This is a genomic window from Lachnospira hominis (ex Liu et al. 2021) (genome assembly GCF_014287955.1).
Classification (GTDB): domain Bacteria; phylum Bacillota; class Clostridia; order Lachnospirales; family Lachnospiraceae; genus Lachnospira; species Lachnospira hominis.
The window spans coordinates 24,320-43,350 of the sequence record NZ_JACOPD010000001.1 but is presented as its reverse complement, the minus strand read 5'-3'; the positions used below and the strand labels follow the sequence as shown (position 1 = coordinate 43,350).

16 protein-coding genes are annotated in these 19,031 nt (G+C 36.8%); 13 read left to right on the top strand and 3 right to left on the bottom strand.

Features of this window, described 5'->3' with window-relative positions; translation table 11 throughout:
- The first annotated feature begins 26 nt into the window (after positions 1-26).
- The 5 genes from H8S01_RS00170 (at position 27) to H8S01_RS00150 (ending at position 8,044) form a co-directional block, all read left to right on the top strand.
- A complete protein-coding gene (locus H8S01_RS00170) occupies positions 27-1,463 on the top strand; it encodes an exo-alpha-sialidase (protein ID WP_186835772.1) in 1,437 nt (478 codons plus the stop codon).
- 171 nt (positions 1,464-1,634) lie between these two features.
- Positions 1,635-2,717, top strand: a complete 1,083-nt coding sequence (locus H8S01_RS00165; RefSeq protein ID WP_186835771.1) for a carbamoyl phosphate synthase small subunit — start codon at positions 1,635-1,637, stop codon at positions 2,715-2,717.
- Between the two features lies 1 nt (position 2,718).
- Positions 2,719-5,919 carry a carbamoyl-phosphate synthase large subunit gene (carB, locus tag H8S01_RS00160; protein WP_186835770.1) on the top strand — a complete coding sequence of 1,067 codons (3,201 nt, stop codon included), beginning with the start codon at positions 2,719-2,721 and terminating at the stop codon, positions 5,917-5,919.
- Between the two features lie 122 nt (positions 5,920-6,041).
- Positions 6,042-7,046 (top strand): hypothetical protein, encoded by a 1,005-nt coding sequence (locus tag H8S01_RS00155; protein WP_186835769.1) that lies wholly within the window; start codon positions 6,042-6,044, stop codon positions 7,044-7,046.
- 41 nt (positions 7,047-7,087) lie between these two features.
- Positions 7,088-8,044: an SseB family protein gene (locus H8S01_RS00150; RefSeq protein WP_186835768.1), complete on the top strand. Its 957-nt coding sequence runs from the start codon at positions 7,088-7,090 to the stop codon at positions 8,042-8,044.
- A 99-nt stretch (positions 8,045-8,143) separates the two neighbouring features.
- Here H8S01_RS00150 and H8S01_RS00145 read toward each other — a convergent pair whose 3' ends face one another.
- The gene (locus tag H8S01_RS00145) at positions 8,144-8,467 is read right to left on the bottom strand and encodes a cupin domain-containing protein (protein ID WP_021865866.1); all 324 of its coding nucleotides are present in this window, start codon (positions 8,465-8,467) and stop codon (positions 8,144-8,146) included.
- A gap of 160 nt (positions 8,468-8,627) precedes the next feature.
- Here H8S01_RS00145 and H8S01_RS00140 point away from each other — a divergent pair, with 160 nt between their 5' ends.
- Positions 8,628-9,374 (top strand): YdcF family protein, encoded by a 747-nt coding sequence (locus tag H8S01_RS00140; protein WP_186835767.1) that lies wholly within the window; start codon positions 8,628-8,630, stop codon positions 9,372-9,374.
- Positions 9,375-9,407: 33 nt separating this feature from the next.
- Here the strand turns inward: H8S01_RS00140 and H8S01_RS00135 are convergent, their stop codons facing one another.
- Positions 9,408-10,259 carry a patatin-like phospholipase family protein gene (locus H8S01_RS00135; RefSeq protein WP_186835766.1) on the bottom strand — a complete coding sequence of 284 codons (852 nt, stop codon included), beginning with the start codon at positions 10,257-10,259 and terminating at the stop codon, positions 9,408-9,410.
- 172 nt (positions 10,260-10,431) lie between these two features.
- On the opposite strand from H8S01_RS00135, the gene H8S01_RS00130 reads away from it, so the two are divergent.
- The 6 genes from H8S01_RS00130 (at position 10,432) to H8S01_RS00105 (ending at position 17,201) form a co-directional block, all read left to right on the top strand.
- On the top strand, positions 10,432-11,226 hold the full coding sequence (locus tag H8S01_RS00130) for a type III pantothenate kinase (RefSeq protein ID WP_186836050.1): 795 nt from the start codon (positions 10,432-10,434) through the stop codon (positions 11,224-11,226).
- Positions 11,227-11,307: 81 nt separating this feature from the next.
- A complete protein-coding gene (gene coaBC, locus H8S01_RS00125) occupies positions 11,308-12,510 on the top strand; it encodes a bifunctional phosphopantothenoylcysteine decarboxylase/phosphopantothenate--cysteine ligase CoaBC (protein ID WP_186835765.1) in 1,203 nt (400 codons plus the stop codon).
- Positions 12,507-14,156, top strand: coding sequence for a CvpA family protein (locus H8S01_RS00120; RefSeq protein ID WP_186835764.1), 1,650 nt, complete (start codon positions 12,507-12,509; stop codon positions 14,154-14,156). Before coaBC ends, H8S01_RS00120 begins: the two co-directional genes overlap by 4 nt.
- Before the next feature lie 104 nt (positions 14,157-14,260).
- Positions 14,261-15,397: a glycoside hydrolase family 88/105 protein gene (locus H8S01_RS00115; protein WP_021865872.1), complete on the top strand. Its 1,137-nt coding sequence runs from the start codon at positions 14,261-14,263 to the stop codon at positions 15,395-15,397.
- 131 nt (positions 15,398-15,528) lie between these two features.
- Complete coding sequence (locus H8S01_RS00110) at positions 15,529-15,864, top strand: cupin domain-containing protein (protein ID WP_021865873.1); 336 nt, start codon at positions 15,529-15,531, stop codon at positions 15,862-15,864.
- A gap of 122 nt (positions 15,865-15,986) precedes the next feature.
- The gene (locus H8S01_RS00105; protein ID WP_186835763.1) at positions 15,987-17,201 is read left to right on the top strand and encodes an LL-diaminopimelate aminotransferase; all 1,215 of its coding nucleotides are present in this window, start codon (positions 15,987-15,989) and stop codon (positions 17,199-17,201) included.
- Positions 17,202-17,293: 92 nt separating this feature from the next.
- On the opposite strand, the gene H8S01_RS00100 is transcribed toward H8S01_RS00105, so the two are convergent.
- The gene (locus tag H8S01_RS00100) at positions 17,294-17,761 is read right to left on the bottom strand and encodes a hypothetical protein (RefSeq protein WP_186835762.1); all 468 of its coding nucleotides are present in this window, start codon (positions 17,759-17,761) and stop codon (positions 17,294-17,296) included.
- 84 nt (positions 17,762-17,845) lie between these two features.
- Between H8S01_RS00100 and H8S01_RS00095 the strand changes: the two genes are divergently transcribed.
- Positions 17,846-18,994, top strand: coding sequence for a serine/threonine-protein kinase (locus H8S01_RS00095; RefSeq protein ID WP_186835761.1), 1,149 nt, complete (start codon positions 17,846-17,848; stop codon positions 18,992-18,994).
- The last annotated feature ends 37 nt before the right edge of the window (positions 18,995-19,031 follow it).

Sequence of the window (19,031 nt, the reverse complement as noted above, 5' to 3'; positions counted from 1 at the left end):
AGAGCAGGGAGAAAGAGGTGGCTGATATGTCAGATAAGAAAAAGATTTATAATATAATCCTTAAAGCAGCGATAGCAGCCGGATTTATCCTTGTTTTCTGGTTTATATGGTATTATCATTACCGTGAAGATAAAGCTGGACAGATAGTTTTGAAGTCACGTTATACGTTCAGCGTCCGCATAGATTCTAACGGAAATGTAGTAAATGGCGAGGAGGACAGTGATTCGGTTGACCATACACTTGCGGATGCATTCGGCAATCTGAAGATTGATGAAATCGGTGATGTATGGATAAGAGAGTTTACTGCACAGTATACACAGAAATATCTTGCATGGTCAAAGCAGCTTAAAAAGATAACACTCAATAAAACCCAGATTTTAAATGAGAGCGAAAATACCGTTTTAATAAGTTTTTCAGCCGGAATGAATGAACATGATTCGGAAAATTTTGCTTCATGGAATGGTGTACTTGATGATGGAAGATTAAGCTGTGAGTGGGTTGTGTCATTTTACATAGATAATCATTACGACGGAACAGCTACTATTTATGTAAAATCAATTGATACACCTGAAGATTATGGAATTGCCCAATATAATCAGAATAAGAAAAATAATGTTGATAAAGTTGACGAGACACAGAAAAAGTCACTTACAAATTATGAGATAAAAAATAATACATTGTCAGTTACATATGATGGCGGTGAAAAGTATATTAATGTTCCGGTTGATACTTCAAATCTGCTTTTCTCAGGCGATTCAACGACTGAACTTAAAAAGGGAAGTTATTATATAAGTACGACAAAGACTGCATTTGTATATGGAGGAAAAGTATCGGGAAATAATAAGGTTCCTGTAACTCTTGTATATACAAATGACATGGGTGCTAACTGGATTACATGTGAAATTGATAAAATATACACATCTACATATTATTATGTGGAATTTTTTGATGAAAATTCAGGTGTCATGGCAGTTGGATATGATAAAAATGAGCAGCAGCAGTCATCGCGGATTTATTCGACAACAGACGGTGGAGAGACATGGAACACGGTCGGTGCCGGACCTGCGACTAATATAATAAAAGGTATTAAGTATATTGACGAAAAGATTGGATTTTTCTGCTATGATTATGTTGACGGAATGGACAGCAATCTATACATGACATCTGATTCAGGAAAGACATTTTCAAAGATAATCCTTGAACCGCAGGAACTTGACAGTACAGCACTTGATGCAGTTTCATCCGGTCAGTCGTCATCTGCTGATAATAAGCTGAAGTGGTCTGATGTATATAAGGAGGCTCTTGTGCCTGTATATGGAAGCGACGGAACAATAACGGTATACCTTACGCAGGGGGCCGGCGGCGTTTATAATAACGGAAAAACGGCAGCCATGTATCAGTCAACAGATAAGGGCACAACATTCAAATATATTGGACAGTATGAAATCAACAAGAATAATTAGCAATAATCATTATAGGAAAAAATTTATAAAAATACCTGAAATTGCATAAAACTTGATTGATTTCATACTTGAAAAAAACACGATAGTGTGGTAAAATTTATAAAATTTGAGAAAAAAGGCAATTTTTTGTCTTTTTTTTTGTCCAAAATACGAAAGGAACAGGTGGCATTCATGAAAGCATTTTTAATACTTGAAGACGGAACAGTGTTTAGCGGAACCAGCATTGGTGCTGAACGTGAAGTTATAAGTGAGATTGTCTTCAATACGTCGATGACAGGATATTTGGAGGTTCTTACTGACCCATCATATGCAGGACAGGCAGTAACAATGACATATCCATTAATTGGTAATTACGGTATCTGCTATAAAGATATGGAGTCTTTAAAGGCATGGCCGGATGGATTTATTGTGAGAGAACTTTCCAGAATGCCAAGTAACTTCAGATGTGAAGATACTATACAGAAATTCCTCGTTGATAATAATATTCCGGGTATAGCAGGAATCGACACAAGAGCACTTGCTAAGATTCTTCGTGAAAAGGGTACGATGAACGGAATGATTACAACAAATGAAAATTATAATCTTGAAGAGGTTCTTCCTAAGATTAAAGAATATACAGTTTCAGGCGTTGTCAAAAAGGTTACATGTAAAGAGAAGAGTGTACTTAATGGTGATGGATTTAAAGTTGCTCTTTTGGATTTTGGTGCAAAGAAAAATATTGCTCGTTCATTAAATAACAGAGGCTGCGAGGTTACTATCTATCCTGCCGAGACTAAGGCAGAAGAGATTCTTGCTTCAAATCCTGACGGAATTATGCTTTCCAACGGTCCTGGAGATCCTAAGGAATGTACGGAAATTATTGAAGAATTAAAGAAGCTTTATGTAAGTGATGTGCCTATGTTTGCAATATGTCTCGGACATCAGCTTATGGCTCTTGCAACAGGTGCAGATACTCACAAGCTTAAATATGGACATCGTGGTGCAAACCATCCTGTAAAAGATCTGAAGACAGGCCGTGTATACATTTCATCACAGAACCATGGATATGTTGTAGACGAGACAACACTTGATCCGAATGTGGCTAAGCCTGCATTTGAAAATGTTAATGATAAGACTAATGAGGGTCTTGAATATGTAGGTAAGAATATATTTACGGTTCAGTTCCATCCGGAAGCATGTGCAGGTCCTCAGGATACAGCATATCTTTTTGACAGATTTATTGACATGATGAAGATGAAGAAGGAGGAACAGTAAGATGCCAAAGAATCCCAATATTAAAAAAGTATTAGTAATCGGTTCAGGTCCTATTGTAATCGGACAGGCAGCAGAGTTCGACTATGCCGGAACACAGGCTTGTCGTTCATTAAAGGAAGAGGGCATAGAGGTTGTCTTAGTCAATTCCAATCCTGCTACAATCATGACAGATAAAGATATTGCTGATGAGGTATATATTGAACCTCTTACAGTAAAAGCATTAGAGCAGATTATTTTAAAGGAAAAGCCTGACAGTATTCTTCCGACACTCGGTGGACAGGCCGGACTTAATCTTGCAATGGAAATTGCAGAGACAGGTTTCCTTGAGGAACATAACGTAAAACTTATCGGTACAACTGCACTTACAATTAAGAAAGCAGAAGACCGTCTTATGTTTAAAGAGACAATGGAAAAAATTGGTGAGCCTTGTGCTGCTTCGCTTGTTGTTAATGATGTTGAATCAGGTGAGGCATTTGCAGCCAAAATCGGTTATCCTGTAGTTTTACGTCCTGCATACACACTCGGCGGAAGCGGCGGTGGTATCGCACATAATGTAACAGAATTAAGAGAAATTCTTGAAAATGGTCTCCGTCTTTCAAGAGTTGGTGAAGTTTTAGTAGAACGCTGTATCGCAGGCTGGAAGGAAATCGAGTACGAAGTTATGCGTGACAGCAACGGTAACTGCATTACAGTCTGCAACATGGAAAATATCGACCCTGTAGGTGTACATACAGGTGACAGTATCGTAGTTGCACCTTCACAGACACTTTCAGACAAGGAATATCAGATGCTTCGTACATCTGCATTAAATATTATTGATGAACTCGGAATAACAGGTGGATGTAATGTGCAGTATGCACTTAATCCTGACAGCTTTGAATACTGTGTAATCGAAGTAAATCCTCGTGTCAGCCGTTCATCAGCACTTGCTTCTAAGGCAACAGGTTATCCGATTGCCAAGGTTGCAGCAAAGATTGCACTCGGTTATACACTTGATGAAATCAAGAATGCAATTACAGGAAAGACATATGCAAGTTTTGAGCCTGCACTTGACTACTGTGTAGTTAAGATTCCAAGACTTCCGTTTGATAAGTTCATCTCTGCAAAGAGAACACTTACAACACAGATGAAAGCAACCGGTGAAGTAATGAGTATCGCCAATAACTTTGAGGGCGGTCTTATGAAGGCTATCCGTTCACTTGAACAGCATGTTGACAGTCTGATGTCATATGATTTTACAAAGCTTACAGATGAAGAACTTCTTGAAGAACTTGCAATTGTAGATGACAGAAGAATCTGGAAGATAGCTGAAGGTTTAAGAAGAAATATTCCTGCTGAAAAGATGCATGATATTACAAAGATAGACCTTTGGTTTATTGATAAACTCAAGATTATTGTAGAGATGGAGAATTCATTAAAGAATGAACCGCTCACAGAAGAACTTTTAAAAGAAGCAAAGAGAATTGAATTTCCTGATAATGTAATAGCACAGCTTACAGGAAAGACAGAAAAAGAAATCAAAGAATTAAGAGATAAGTATGATATTCATGCTGCTTTTAAGATGGTTGATACATGTGCTGCTGAGTTTGAGGCAACAACACCTTATTATTATTCAGTATTCGGCAGTGAAAATGAAGCTGTAAAGACTAATGACAAGAAGAAAGTTCTTGTACTTGGTTCAGGTCCTATAAGAATCGGACAGGGTATCGAATTTGACTTCTGTTCAGTTCATTGTACATGGTCGTTCAAAGAGCAGGGATATGAGACAATTATTATTAATAATAACCCTGAGACAGTATCAACTGACTTTGATATTGCCGACAAGCTTTATTTTGAGCCATTGACACCGGAAGATGTACAGAATGTAGTTGATTTTGAAAAACCTGACGGAGCAGTAGTACAGTTTGGTGGACAGACAGCTATCAAGCTTACGGAAGCACTTATGAAGATGGGTGTACCTATTCTTGGTACAAGTGCGGAAGATGTAGATGCTGCCGAGGATAGAGAGTTATTTGATGAAATTCTTGAAAAATGTGAGATTCCAAGAGCTAAAGGTCAGACAGTATTTACTGTAGAAGAGGCTTTAAAGGCAGCCAACGAACTTGGCTATCCTGTACTCGTAAGACCTTCATACGTACTTGGCGGACAGGGTATGCAGATTGCTGTATCAGATGAAGATGTAGTTGAATTCATGAATATCATCAATAGAATTAAACAGGATCATCCAATTCTTGTAGATAAGTATCTCATGGGTAAGGAAATAGAAGTAGATGCTGTATGTGACGGTGAAAATATTCTCATTCCTGGTATCATGGAGCATATCGAGAGAGCCGGAATTCACTCAGGTGACAGTATTTCAGTATATCCTGCAAAGTCACTTACACCTAGAATTACAGACATGATTGTTGATTACACTGCAAAACTTGCACGTTCACTTCACGTAAAGGGCTTAATCAATATCCAGTTTATTGTATACAACGACCAGGTATATGTAATTGAGGTAAATCCTCGTTCAAGCCGTACAGTACCTTATATCAGCAAGGTTACAGGTATTCCTATTGTAAAACTTGCAACAAAGGTAATCACGGGAAGCAAGATTACAGATATGGGTTACGAACCGGGCTTACAGAAGAAATCAGACTACTATGCAATCAAGATGCCTGTATTCTCATTTGAGAAAATCCGTGGTGCAGATATCAGCTTAGGACCTGAGATGAAGTCTACAGGTGAGTGCCTTGGTATTTCAAAAGATTTCGATGAGGCACTTTACAAAGCATTCCAGGGTGCAGGAATATGTCTTCCAAAGCATAAGCAGATTATTATGACTCTCTGCGATGCAGATAAGGAAGATGGTGTAGATATAGCACAGAGATTTGAGGCACTTGGATATAAAATTTATGCTTCAAGAGGAACAGCTAAAGTATTGAAGGAACATGGTGTTCATGCAATTCAGGTAAATAAGATTGGACAGGAAGCACCAACACTTCTTGATTTAATTCTTGAACATAAGATTGACCTTGTTATTGATACACCTGAAAATGGTATTGAGAGAGCAAGAGACGGTTTCCTTATCAGACGTTATGCTATTGAGACAGGCGTTCACTGCCTTACTAGTCTTGATACAGCTCATGCACTTATTTCAAGTCTTGAGCATGCATTTAACAATAAGGATCTTTCAATTGTTGATATTGCAGAAATATAAAAATTACATTGCAGGCACGTAACAGAGGTGGCGTGTAAAGCTTAAAAGAGGCTGCTTTCATAGGAAGGCAGCCTTTTGAAGTTATAAGATAATCCTGTTAAGACGGGAATAAAGGAGAAAAGATGCTTAATCTGAATATAAATTGCGATATTTTGCAGGAAAAAAATATAGTTAGGTTTAATGGTGCAGCACTTGAACTTATGAGGTATGAGGGGCAGGAAATACAGGTAAATACATATATTTATCTTGAAAAAGACGGTAAAAAATATCAGTTTATAACATATAATCACTGCGATGCACAAAAAAATGTATCGCTTGACAAAAAAATAATATGTGAGGAAATACAAAATTATGAATTTCCGGAAGAAACAAGAAAGAACCAGATAATATATTATCTTCCGCCTGAGGGAAAAGAAGAGACAGCACTTACGAAGCTTACAAGAAGACGTGAGCAGGATGATTATGATGGTGCATTTCCGGGAGATAATGTGTCAGGCTGTGAATATTTTGCATGGCTTAATGGTGAGGGTGATGACAATTATATGGTGCTTTTATCAACTAAAAATCTTACAATGGTTTTCAGGCCGCAGTTTATGGAGAAATTCGGCATAGATATGCTGGCACAAAGAAATCATGAGTTGTTTGAAAATGTATTTACAGAAGGAAATGTTATAAAATTTGATGGTGCTTTGATGGGAATTGTAAAAATTTCTGATATTTATGCAGTAGAAACATGTATTTACATTGAAAAAGACGGTGAAAAATATGTATACAGATGTCTTGAAAAATTCGATGAATGCCGTGAAGAGATAATTAAAAATACAAGATTTTACCGCGAAATAAGTTTTTGTAAAACGGAAGAATTTAATATTCCGGACGAGTCGGAATATGCGATGCTTGACTGTTATATTTCATATGATGATAAACCAGTTATGATAAAGAAAACAGGCAGGGCACAGTACGGAAAATATGTTCCGTTTGAAGATAAAGATGTAGAGGCAAGAGGCTGTGGATATTTTAATGCAGTGCTTGAAAACCAAGTGGATAAAGACAGTGAAAATATAATTTATCTCACGATTGAGGCATGCCGTAAGACAAGGTATAAAAAGTTGAAAAACATGCTTTGATGTGTTAAAATAAATACAATTTAACATGATTGGAGAACAGTATGGACGCTAGAAGAGCACAGGATTTATTAAAACATATTACACAGGATGAAGATTATGGCTTAAAGGCTATGCAGAAGGCATCACTTGCAGATTGTATATCAATGGTTAATAATGTTCTTCCTGAATGCCAGAAAAAGGCATATGAAGACGGCAATGATAATGATGCGGGCTTTTTTTCAAAGATGACAGAAAATTACAGAGCACTTATAATTGACAAGATAAAGGAAGAAAATCTTTTATGGATTGCATATACAGATTTGACAGGATATCCGTATATGATTGATGGTGACATGATTGTTATCTATGATTTTGCGGCAGCAAAGCAGATTGAAGCAGACCTCAATAAAGCAGGATACAGAGTTACATTCGGCAATGTTGACAAGGATGCTTTCAAAACAGAGATTGCACATATGTACAGAAACGGTTATAAGAAAATCCGTTTTATGGATGGAAAGATGGAACCTTTTGTTGTAGAAAGAGAAGAGTTATATCCGTATGAAGAATTTTTCAAAGATGATTATATAACTAATCCGGGACTTCAGGCTGCAATGCTCAATTATTTTCAGGAATTCAGAAAGCAGGCTCCGCTTGAAAACAGAGGTGATATATTAAAACGCCGCGAGCAGATTATGATTGATATGATGCTCAATGCTGAATATATGGTTCCTTGTGTTAAGGAAGAGACTGAAGAAGAGGTTGAGATTTCGCATCATTTTATAGACATAACAGACCGTGTTACGGAAAAAGAAGAGGGTGAGCATGTGATTGCCATCCCTGTATTCACAGATGGTTTTGAGATGGACAAGTGTTATGAAGGACATCATGAGAATATGCTCTATAAGTTTGATGAACTCGTATCGCTTATGGATGAGCTTGGAGCTTCAGGCATAATAATCAACTGTCTCGGTATCAGCTATTTTATGAGAACAGCACTTATGAAAAAGATACTTAAATAAATTTTTGACAATTTATATTAAAAATAAAAATAACCCGGAATTATCACAGACTTTGTAAGGCTGTGGATACATTCCGGGTATATTTATGTCTGTGCCTGATTACTTGAGGAAATCCTGACGCATAGGATTAAATACGTCTACAAGTTTTCCTTCTTCAAGACAGGTAACACCATGTTCTACGTTAGATGGCATGTAAACGCTGTCGCCTTTATTTACAATCTTAGTCTCACCGCCGATTGTGAATTCAAAACTTCCCTCAGCAATGTAAGTAATCTGTAAATGCTCATGTTTGTGAAAATTTCCCTTAGAACCTTTCTTAAAAGAAATCTCGCACATCATAAGGTCGTCTGAATAACATAAAATTTTTCTTGTAACTCCCGGTTCGCAGTCTGTAGGAATTACGTCTTTATTAAATCTGAACATAAAAATTCTCCTTTCTAAGTGTCAGTTCTGCAGTTCTGCATTACAACTGCAAACTGATTATTTATACTGTAACCACTATAAAACAAAAAGGGTGAAATAACAATAAAAATATGGTACGATATATTTAAAAAACAGATTTATTGCTTTTTGGAGGAATTTTATGTATTTTTTGTGGCTGGCAGCAGCATTGATATGTTTTGCATATTATATACTTTGTGCATCATATGCAGGTATAGGCTCGTCGTTTATATTTATATGGCTTATAGGAGGTATATTTTTTTCAGTGGTATTCGGAGTAAGATTCGCACATGTAAGGGGAATTATATCTGTATCACATAAAATTTCAACTGCTTTTGCGGCAGTTATGATAATTGGTGTCATATTATTTGTTATATTGGAGTGCCTCGTTATTTCGGGGATGACGGAAAATACAGATGAGGACTGCCGTTATGTAATAGTTCTCGGATGTCAGATAAGAGGTGACAGAATAACAAGGTCATTAAGGAAAAGGCTTGACAAAGCTTATGATTACGGCAAAAAACATGAAGATGCGGTTATAATTGTATCAGGTGGTAAAGGCAACGGCGAAAATACGACAGAAGCAGAAGCTATGTTTAACTATCTCGTTGAAAAAGGAATCAGCCCTGAAAGAATCATACAGGAAGATAAATCTTACAATACAGACCAGAATATGAGATACAGTGCAAAACTGATGGATGATACAACAGCAAAGACAGCCATTGTCACAAGTAATTTTCATGTATACCGGGCAAAAAAGCTGGCTGCGGCAAAAGGCATAACAAATACTTATGGAATTGCCGCAGGCAGCGATAAAGTTCTTATAACTAATTATATGGTAAGAGAAGCTATAGGAATATTAAAGGATTTTATCTGCCATAATTTTTAGATGGAAAAAGGTGCGTATATGAATATTTGCACCTTATTTTGCAAAAAATTCAGCTACTTTGCCGGATATGTCAATTCCTTTGGCATATCCTTCATCATACATATTAAGAATTTTTTCTTTGTCTCTTTCAAGTCTTGAAAAACCTTCTGTTGAGTCAGGTCGTATGACAATAACTTTGCCCTCTTTTTCAAGACGTCTTAATTTTTTCAGGCTGTGATTGTATCTTCCGGCACGTTTCACAAGGTCTATCGCGATATTAGGATAGCGGTGATAAGCTCTTGCCATAGCTTTTGTAGATGATGTTGTTGATTTTTTATATCCTGATTCTCTTGTCAGGACTACAACAACTCTGTCACAGCCGTCTTCAAATGCTTTTTCATATGGAATTGAGTCACTCAGACCACCATCAAGGTAAGGTGTGTCATTAATATATATATTAGGAAAAAGAATTGGAAGGGCACATGTCGCTTTAAGGATAAGATTGTTGCGGTCGGCTGTTGTGTATTTCATATATTCAGGTTCACCTGTTAAAACATTTGTCACAACAGCATAAAATTCACCATGGTATTTGTCAAATTCGTCATAATCGAATGGAACAAGTTTATTAGGGATTGTGTCATATGCAAAATCGAGTCCGTAATAACATTTATTTTTGGGATTAAGAAGATTATTGATACCCATATAACGCTTATCATCGCAGTAATCAAGGATGATTTTCAAATTCCGGCCAGGCTGTCTTGAGGCGTATGAAACGCCATATGCAGCACCTGCGGAAACACCTATTATGTAGTCAGGCATAATATTTTTTTCAAGAAAAGCATCCATTACGCCGCATGAAAATATAGTCCTGAAAGCACCGCCTTCAAATACGATTCCAGTTTTCATAAATCAAGATTCTCCTTATTTTTGATAAAACTATTTTCGTCTTAAAATGATTTAATGTCAATAGACATTTTGACAATCTTACTTTATAATAAAATTGAAGTTACAATAGTTTTTGGAATAGAGGAATTGGTAAATGACAGATAATAATATTCACAGAGCAAATAAACGCGGAATGGTTCTTGCGATTGACATGGGAAATACTAATATAGTTATCGGTTGTATAGATGATGATAAAGTTTATTTTGAAGAGAGACTGGCAACAGATCTGAAAAAGACAGAACTTGAGTATGTAGTTCTTATAAAGACGGTGCTTGAACTTTATGGAATTGACAGCAGCCAGATAAGCGGTGCCATAATTTCATCGGTTGTGCCACAGCTTGTAAATATAATCCGTGAAGCAGTCGAGAAGCTTATTGATATAACACCGATGGTTGTTGGACCGGGAGTGAAGACAGGACTTAATATACATATGGATGAGCCAAGACGTGTCGGAAGTGACCTGATTGTTGATGCAGTTGCAGCAATAAAAGAATATGGTGCACCGGTAATGATTATTGATATGGGTACAGCGACAACAATTTCTATTGTTGATGATAAAGGCAGCTATGCCGGAGGAGTCATTCTTCCGGGAATACGTGTATCGGTTGATGCACTTGCATCAAGAACAGCACAGCTCCCGCGTATAAGCCTTGAAGCTCCCGGACATGTAATCGGCAAGAATACGCTTGACTGCATGAAGAGCGGTGTGGTTTATGGCAATGCGTCATGTATAGACGGAATGATAGACAGAATGGCAGATGAAATCGGAATTCCGCTTGCATCAAAGGAAAATCCGCATGGAATCAAGGTGGTTGCAACAGGTGGACTGTCGAGGGTGATTGTGCCGGAGTGCAGACATGATATAATAGTTGACCATGCATTGTTATTAAAGGGTCTGAAGATAATATATGATAAAAATGTAGAATGATTTATATTTATGCGGCAGACCAGGTAGATATGTGACGGTATGAATTCCGGTATCAGCCGCATGATAAGGGAGAGAAAAGATATGTTAAAAGGTAAAAATGTGATTCTTGGAGTCACAGGAAGTATTGCAGCATACAAAATAGCAAGTCTTGCAAGTGCATTAAAAAAGCTTTCGTGTAATGTTGATGTAATTATGACAGAAAATGCATGTAATTTTATTAATCCGATTACATTTGAGACACTTACGGGAAATAAATGCCTTGTAGATACATTTGACAGAAATTTTCAGTACAGCGTAGAACATGTTTCACTTGCAAAGAAAGCAGATTTATTTCTTGTCGCTCCTGCATCGGCGAATTTTATCGGCAAAGCAGCAAACGGTATAGCTGATGATATGCTTACGACAACATTTATGGCATGTGAGTGTAAAAAAATAGTTTCACCGGCTATGAATACGAGGATGTTTAACAATCCGGTTGTCAAAGACAATATGAAAAGACTTGAAAGTTATGGTATTGATGTTATAAATCCAGCAAGCGGATATCTTGCATGTGGTGATACGGGAGAGGGCAAGATGCCTGAACCGGAGGTGCTTCTTTCATATATTTTAAGAGAACTTGCACATGAGAAAGATATGAAAGGGCTTAAAGTATGTGTCACAGCAGGACCGACAAGAGAAACGATTGACCCTGTGAGATTTATATCTAACCGTTCAACAGGAAAGATGGGCTTTGCACTTGCTAAAAATGCCATGGAAAGAGGTGCTGATGTAACGCTTGTATCGGGACCTGTGGAATTAAAGGATGTACCATTTGTAAAAATGGTTCACGTTGAATCGGCAAGACAGATGTTTGAGGCGGTTACAAAAGAGGCAGAAACGGCAGATATAATAGTGAAAGCTGCAGCGGTTGCTGATTACAGACCGGCGGTTGTGGCAGATGAAAAAATCAAGAAAAAAGACGGCGATATGTCAATTGCACTTGAAAGAACGGATGACATAATAGGCACACTTGGTAAAACGAAACGTGATAATCTGTTCCTTTGCGGATTTTCAATGGAGACGGAGCATATGCTTGAGAATTCAAAAGCAAAGCTTGAAAAGAAAAATCTTGATATGATAATTGCTAATAATGTGAAAGTCAAAGGTGCAGGCTTCGGGACGGATACGAATGTTGTCACACTGATAACAAAAGATGAGATAAAAGAGCTTCCGATTATGAGTAAGGAAGATGTGGCAGATGAGATTTTTAACAATATTCTTGCAAATAGAAAGGGGATAGTATGAAGAACTGGAAAGCGAAAACAATTATAGCAGGAACAATACTGCTTCTTATTGTAGCATCGGTTTATTATTATATAGCACTTCCGGCAATTAATATTCATTCGCCGGGATTCTGGAAGTTTATAATAGTTGTGCTTGTTGCCGCAATGATTATATATCTGCTGTTTCAGACTCGTTTTACGCAGAGTGCGGGGAGCGGGTATTTTTCGGCAGACAGATTTGGTATAGAATTTAAGACACCGCAGTCTGCAAAGATATTTAAGATAATGGCAGCAGTATGTATTGTGGTCGCTGCTGTTTTTGCCATTGGAAGCCTATTATCTTCAAAGATTATAAATGCTTCAAAATATCAGAAGCTTCTTGATGTTGAGACAAGAAGTTTTAAAGATGATATAAAAGAAGTTTCGTATGATCAGATTCCGATTCTTGACAAGGATTCGGCAGAGACAATTGGTAATCGTGTTATGGGAACAATGGTTGACCTTGTATCGCAGTTTGAAGTAAATGACATGTATACACAGATTAATTATAAGAACAAACCTGTGAGAGTTTCACCTTTACAATATGGAAGCCTGATAAAGTGGCTTACTAACAAATCAGACGGAATACCGGGATATATAAGAATTGACATGACAACACAGCAGGCTGAAGTTGTGCGTCTTGAAAAAGGCATCAGATATTCGACAAGTGACCATTTTGGTAGAAATATATACAGACATTTAAGATTTGCGTATCCGACATATATGTTTGATGATATAAGATTTGAGATTGATGATGACGGAACACCGTACTGGATATGTCCGGCAAAGAAATATAATGTAGGACTTTTCGGTGGTGTTACAGTAGGCCGTGTTGTTTTATGCAATGCTGTTACGGGACAGATGCAGGATTATGACGTAAGTGAAGTTCCACAGTGGGTAGACAAGGTTTATTCGGCTGATATGCTTATAAATCTATATGATTATTATGGAACACTCAAACACGGATTTTTAAACAGTGTACTGCGTCAGAAAGATTGTGTGAAAACTACTGACGGCTATAATTATATAGCTCTTGATGATGATGTATGGGTTTATACCGGTATAACATCAGTAGGACAGGATAAATCCAACGTAGGTTTTGTTCTTATGAACCAGAGAACCATGGAGACACGTTATTATGAGATTTCCGGTGCAGAAGAGAATTCTGCGATGAGTTCGGCTGAGGGAAAAGTGCAGCATCTTAATTATACGGCAACATTTCCGCTGCTTCTTAATGTAGGAGGTGAGCCGACATATTTCATGGCTTTAAAGGACAGTGCCGGACTTGTAAAATCTTATGCTATGCTTAATATTGAAAAATATCAGAATGTTGCAATCGGCGAAACAGTGAGTGAATGTGAAGCTAATTATATTAAAATGATGTCACAGAGTGGTGTCATAACGCAGGAAAAGCAGGAAGAGAAAAACATTTCCGGAACAATAACAAAAATAATACAGACAGTAGTTGATGGCAATTCTCATTTTTATATAACTATTGACTCTTCGGATGCAATATTTGATGTCAATGTGATAGAAAATCCTGAGATAATAAAATATAATGTGGGTGATGTCATAAAACTGTCTTATACGGAAAATGATAAAACTAATGATGCAAAACCTGTAAAATAATCAGATATAATATAAGTGATATAATTGGTTAAATTTATTGTAAAATTTTTGCAAATGTAGTATAATGAACAAAATTAGCAATGTAATTTTTAAGGAGAAGGAAAATGGATATTATTGTTAAGTATATTGACGAGCTTTTAGAGAAAAGCACACCTGAAGCACCAATGTGGAATATTGAAAAGATTAAGCAGGGACTTAAATCTAAATGGAATTATATTGATGGATGTATGATTAAGGCCGTACTTCAGATGTATGCAATTTCAAAAGACGAAAAATATCTTAAATTTGCAGACGATTTTATTGATTATCGTGTATTTGAGGATGGAACAATTGACGGATATAATGTTGGTGAGAAAAATATCGATAATGTTAATGCGGGTAAGACACTTTTTGAACTTTATGACCTCACAGGAAAAGAAAAGTACAGAAAAGCAATTGACCTTGTTTATTCGCAGATAGAGATTATGCCAAGATGTAAATCTGGCAATTTCTGGCATAAAGATATATATCCAAATCAGGTATGGCTTGATGGCATGTATATGGGACAGCCATTTTATCTTGAATATGAGACAAGATTTAATAACAGAAAGAACTATGATGATATTTTCTCACAGTTTAAGTTTGTAATTGAAAATATGAGAAATCCACTTAACGGATTATATTTCCATGCAATGGATACAAGCAGAGAAGCATTCTGGTGTGATAAGGTAACAGGCCTTTCACAGCTCAGCTGGCTTCGTGCAATTGGCTGGTATTCAATGGCACTTCTTGACAGCCTCGAAATTGTAGACAATTCAGACCATAAGTTTGATGCAGAAGTTAAGATGTTACAGGATGCATTTGTTGATTTGATTAATTCAATGATTAAATATCAGGATGAGAGCGGTATGTGGTATCAGATAGTTAATTATGGCGGAATGGACAAGAATTATCTTGAGACAAGCGGAAGCTCAATTATGGCATATGCATTGCTTAAAGGTGTAAGACTTGGCATTCTTCCTGAATCATATGTAGAATATGCTAAGAAAGCTATTGATGGTATCTGTGACAAGTATTTAAAGACAAAAGAAGGCGAGATGTCACTTGGAGGAATTTGTCTTGTTGCCGGACTTGGCGGTAAAGACAGAAGACCGGGTACATATGATTATTACATGTCAGAACCAATCGTTGAAGATGATGCAAAGGGTGTTGGACCATTCCTTCTTGCATATACAGAATTATTAAGATATCAGAATAAGTAAAATGATGGGGACGTGCATAAGAATTATGTACGTCCCATTTTTTAAAAATCTGTGTGGCACATTTGTTATACAGAAGGTTATTTGATTAATAAAATAAAGTCATTTTAAATAAGCAAAAGAAAGGGAAAAATATGAAGCCATATATAACAGCGGAAGAAGTAATAGAAAAGCAGGGAGAGAATCAGAGAACATATCGTTTTCTTACAACAGAAAATGGTTGTGTAAACGGATGTGCTTCAGGAACAACAATTTATGCAAATACAGAATTTTCAGACCATCCGGGTGCACATGATGACCAGGAAGGCTTTTATGTGCTTGAAGGTGAAGGTTTTGCCAAGCTTGATGATTTGGTATTTCCGATAAAGGCGGGAGATTCATTTGTTGCACTTGCGGGAGTAAAACACACATTAAGAACGAAAGAAGGATGTACTCCTGTAAAAGTATTCTGGTTTCACAGTGGCATTTAAGAATGTATTAAGATGAGGAATTTTATCATCTGACGCAAAATAACTAAAATAAAAAAGTTGTGGCATGACTTTTGTTGATGTATAATAAATCACAAATTGAATGATTGAAAAGGAGAAATAAAATGTTTAAGATTAATGACAATTATCTCAAATTGCCGGGAAGTTATCTTTTTTCAACAGTTGCAAAGAAAGCTGCCGCATTTACGGCAGCCAATCCTGACAAGAAAGTTATCAAGTTAAGTATTGGCGATGTAACACAGCCTCTTGCACCTGCAATAATCGATGCATTGCATAAATCAGTTGATGAGATGGCTCACGCAGAGACATTCCGTGGTTATGCACCTGATTTGGGATATGAATTTTTAAGAAGCACAATTGCTGAAAATGATTACAAGAGCCGTGGATGTGATATTTCTGCAGATGAAATTTTTGTAAGTGATGGTGCCAAGTCTGATTCAGGTAACATTGGGGATATTTTCTCCGTAGATAATAAAATTGCAGTTTGTGACCCTGTATATCCGGTATATGTTGATACTAATGCAATGTCAGGAAGAACAGGGGATTATCTTGCTGACCAGCAGAAGTGGAGCAATGTAATCTATATGCCATGTACAGAAGCAACTGACTTTGCACCTGAGCTTCCAAAGGAAACACCTGATATCATTTACCTTTGTTTTCCTAACAATCCTACAGGTTCAACTATCACAAAATCACAGCTTCAGGAATGGGTTGATTATGCTAATAAAGTAGGTGCAGTTATCATATATGATGCGGCTTATGAAGCATATATTTCAGAAGATGATGTTCCACATTCAATCTATGAGTGTGAAGGTGCAAGAACATGTGCCATTGAGCTTAGAAGCTTTTCTAAGAATGCAGGATTTACAGGTTTAAGACTTGGATTTACTGTAATTCCTAGAGATTTAAAGAGTGGTGAGACAACACTTCACAGCCTTTGGGCAAGAAGGCACGGAACTAAGTTTAATGGTGCTCCTTATATCGTTCAGCGTGCAGGTGAGGCTGTATATTCAGAAGCCGGCAAAAATCAGACAAAAGAACAGATTGCTTACTATATGAAGAATGCAAAGGTTATCAAGGAAGGTCTTAAAGAGGCAGGATATTCTGTATCAGGCGGTGTAAACGCACCATATATCTGGTTAAAGACACCTGATAATATGTCATCATGGGATTTCTTTGATTATCTTCTTGAAAAAGCTAATGTACTTGGTACACCTGGTTCAGGTTTCGGTCCAAGCGGTGAAGGATACTTCAGACTGACTGCATTTGGTTCATATGAGAATACAGTCGAGGCTATTGAAAGAATCAAAAGAATGTAATTAATAATATTTTAAATATGTATCCGTAAAATAAAAGCTGTCGTCAAGGGAAATGTCAGATATCCGTTGGCGGCAGCTTTTTATATAGTTCATTATTTTATATCATTAAGACATGGAAGGCCGTGTTTATCCAAATCACAGTTAATATTCATAACAGAAAAATCATCTGTATTTATATGTTTTATAATAATGGCGTCACGTATATTTTTTGGATAAAGAATTCCTGCCTGTGCAATTTCAAGAGCTCTCTTTGTCTCTGTAATATTCATGTGTGCGGCTATGCAGAGACATATGATTTTTTCCCTGCCGGGATTGTTGCGTGTTCCGTTTACTATCTGATAAGCATAATCGGGCAGACCGCTTTCTTTTATAGCATTTTTTAATGGAATACTTTTTTCTGCCAGAATTGAATTGTAATAAGCTGAAAATGTGAGTGCATTATTTTTGTCATCAGAATAGTTGTTAAATGTATTTTCAGAAATATATTTTTCAAATTCTTCATCATTTTTTATATTTCCAAGCTGCCCAAGAAGCCCGGAAGTTCTTTTGTCTGAAATCATAAGTCAAAATTTCCTTTGCGTTTGATTAAATTGTTTATTATAGTATAATTAATAAAAATGAAGTATGCAAGTTGAAGGTGAATTATGAGCAGCGAAATTGAAAATGAGTGCAGATTGTCATATTTTAAAGTTATAGGAACGGTTAATGAAAAACATAACGTATATTATGTCCAGAATGTAGAAGATAAAAAAATATATGTGAAAAAGACACTTTCTGTATATAACAAGGATGTTTATGAATACATAAAAAGCACAGGAAGTGCATTTTACCCGAAAATATATGAATGTGTTGAGAAGGATAATCATCTTATTGTAATTGAAGAGTATATTAACGGTGATACGCTGGAAGAGATTATAAGAAAGCGGGGCATGCTCAGCGAAAAGGAGACAGGAGACATTGCGATAAGACTGTGCAGGGCACTTAGTTTACTGCACAGTCATGTTCCTGCATTTATCCATCGTGATATTAAACCGTCTAATATCATGATTACCAATGACAACATCATGAAAATAATAGACATTAATTCTGCAAAAGAATTTCATGAAAACAGCAGTGAAGATACGATTCTTTTTGGCACAAAAAATTATGCGGCACCGGAACAGTTCGGTTTTGGACAGTCGGATAAAAGAACAGATATATATGCACTGGGTGTGCTTATTAATGTATGCCTTACCGGACAATTTCCAAAAGATAAGTTGTGCACGTCACACGGATTCAGGGAGATTGTGAAGAAATGTACCAATATTGAGCCGCAGAACCGCTATAATGATGTCGGGGAGCTGATGAATGATATAATGGTTGTACTTGGAATGCGTCAGCAGAGTGGAAATCAATATAAAAAATCGTTTCTTGACTCGCAGCTTAATATTGCGGGCATAAAGCCTAATCCCAGATTTTTACCGGGATTCCGTACTCTTATATGGTGGAAAATGATTACAGCTGTACTGGGTTATGGCTTTATGGTATGGCTTACCATGACTATGAATATGACAGAAAAAGATGGTTCACAGTCGCCACCGCTTGAAACTAATTGTGCAAGAATTGCTTTTTTCCTGATTCTGCTTATGACAGTTTTTCTGGTGACAGATTATCTTGGAATGAGGAGCAGGCTTCCGTTTGGAAAATCGAAAAATAATCTGTTAAAATTCATTTCTGCCGCTGTGGTATGGTTTATTGCCGCAATTGCTATTATTGTACTTATGGTTGCCGTAATGTTTGTGCTGGCAGCATAACAAATCCTCCTGATATAATGCTATCCTTAATCAGACT

Coding starts and splice junctions, on each gene's coding strand:
- H8S01_RS00105 (WP_186835763.1), top strand. CDS start 15,987: ATGTTTAAGATTAATGACAATTATCTCAAATTGCCGGGAAGTTATCTT.
- H8S01_RS00140 (WP_186835767.1), top strand. CDS start 8,628: ATGTATTTTTTGTGGCTGGCAGCAGCATTGATATGTTTTGCATATTAT.
- H8S01_RS00120 (WP_186835764.1), top strand. CDS start 12,507: ATGAAGAACTGGAAAGCGAAAACAATTATAGCAGGAACAATACTGCTT.
- H8S01_RS00110 (WP_021865873.1), top strand. CDS start 15,529: ATGAAGCCATATATAACAGCGGAAGAAGTAATAGAAAAGCAGGGAGAG.
- carB (WP_186835770.1), top strand. CDS start 2,719: ATGCCAAAGAATCCCAATATTAAAAAAGTATTAGTAATCGGTTCAGGT.
- H8S01_RS00100 (WP_186835762.1), bottom strand. CDS start 17,761: ATGATTTCAGACAAAAGAACTTCCGGGCTTCTTGGGCAGCTTGGAAAT.
- H8S01_RS00170 (WP_186835772.1), top strand. CDS start 27: ATGTCAGATAAGAAAAAGATTTATAATATAATCCTTAAAGCAGCGATA.
- H8S01_RS00165 (WP_186835771.1), top strand. CDS start 1,635: ATGAAAGCATTTTTAATACTTGAAGACGGAACAGTGTTTAGCGGAACC.
- H8S01_RS00115 (WP_021865872.1), top strand. CDS start 14,261: ATGGATATTATTGTTAAGTATATTGACGAGCTTTTAGAGAAAAGCACA.
- H8S01_RS00135 (WP_186835766.1), bottom strand. CDS start 10,259: ATGAAAACTGGAATCGTATTTGAAGGCGGTGCTTTCAGGACTATATTT.
- H8S01_RS00130 (WP_186836050.1), top strand. CDS start 10,432: ATGGTTCTTGCGATTGACATGGGAAATACTAATATAGTTATCGGTTGT.
- H8S01_RS00095 (WP_186835761.1), top strand. CDS start 17,846: ATGAGCAGCGAAATTGAAAATGAGTGCAGATTGTCATATTTTAAAGTT.
- H8S01_RS00145 (WP_021865866.1), bottom strand. CDS start 8,467: ATGTTCAGATTTAATAAAGACGTAATTCCTACAGACTGCGAACCGGGA.
- H8S01_RS00150 (WP_186835768.1), top strand. CDS start 7,088: ATGGACGCTAGAAGAGCACAGGATTTATTAAAACATATTACACAGGAT.
- H8S01_RS00155 (WP_186835769.1), top strand. CDS start 6,042: ATGCTTAATCTGAATATAAATTGCGATATTTTGCAGGAAAAAAATATA.
- coaBC (WP_186835765.1), top strand. CDS start 11,308: ATGTTAAAAGGTAAAAATGTGATTCTTGGAGTCACAGGAAGTATTGCA.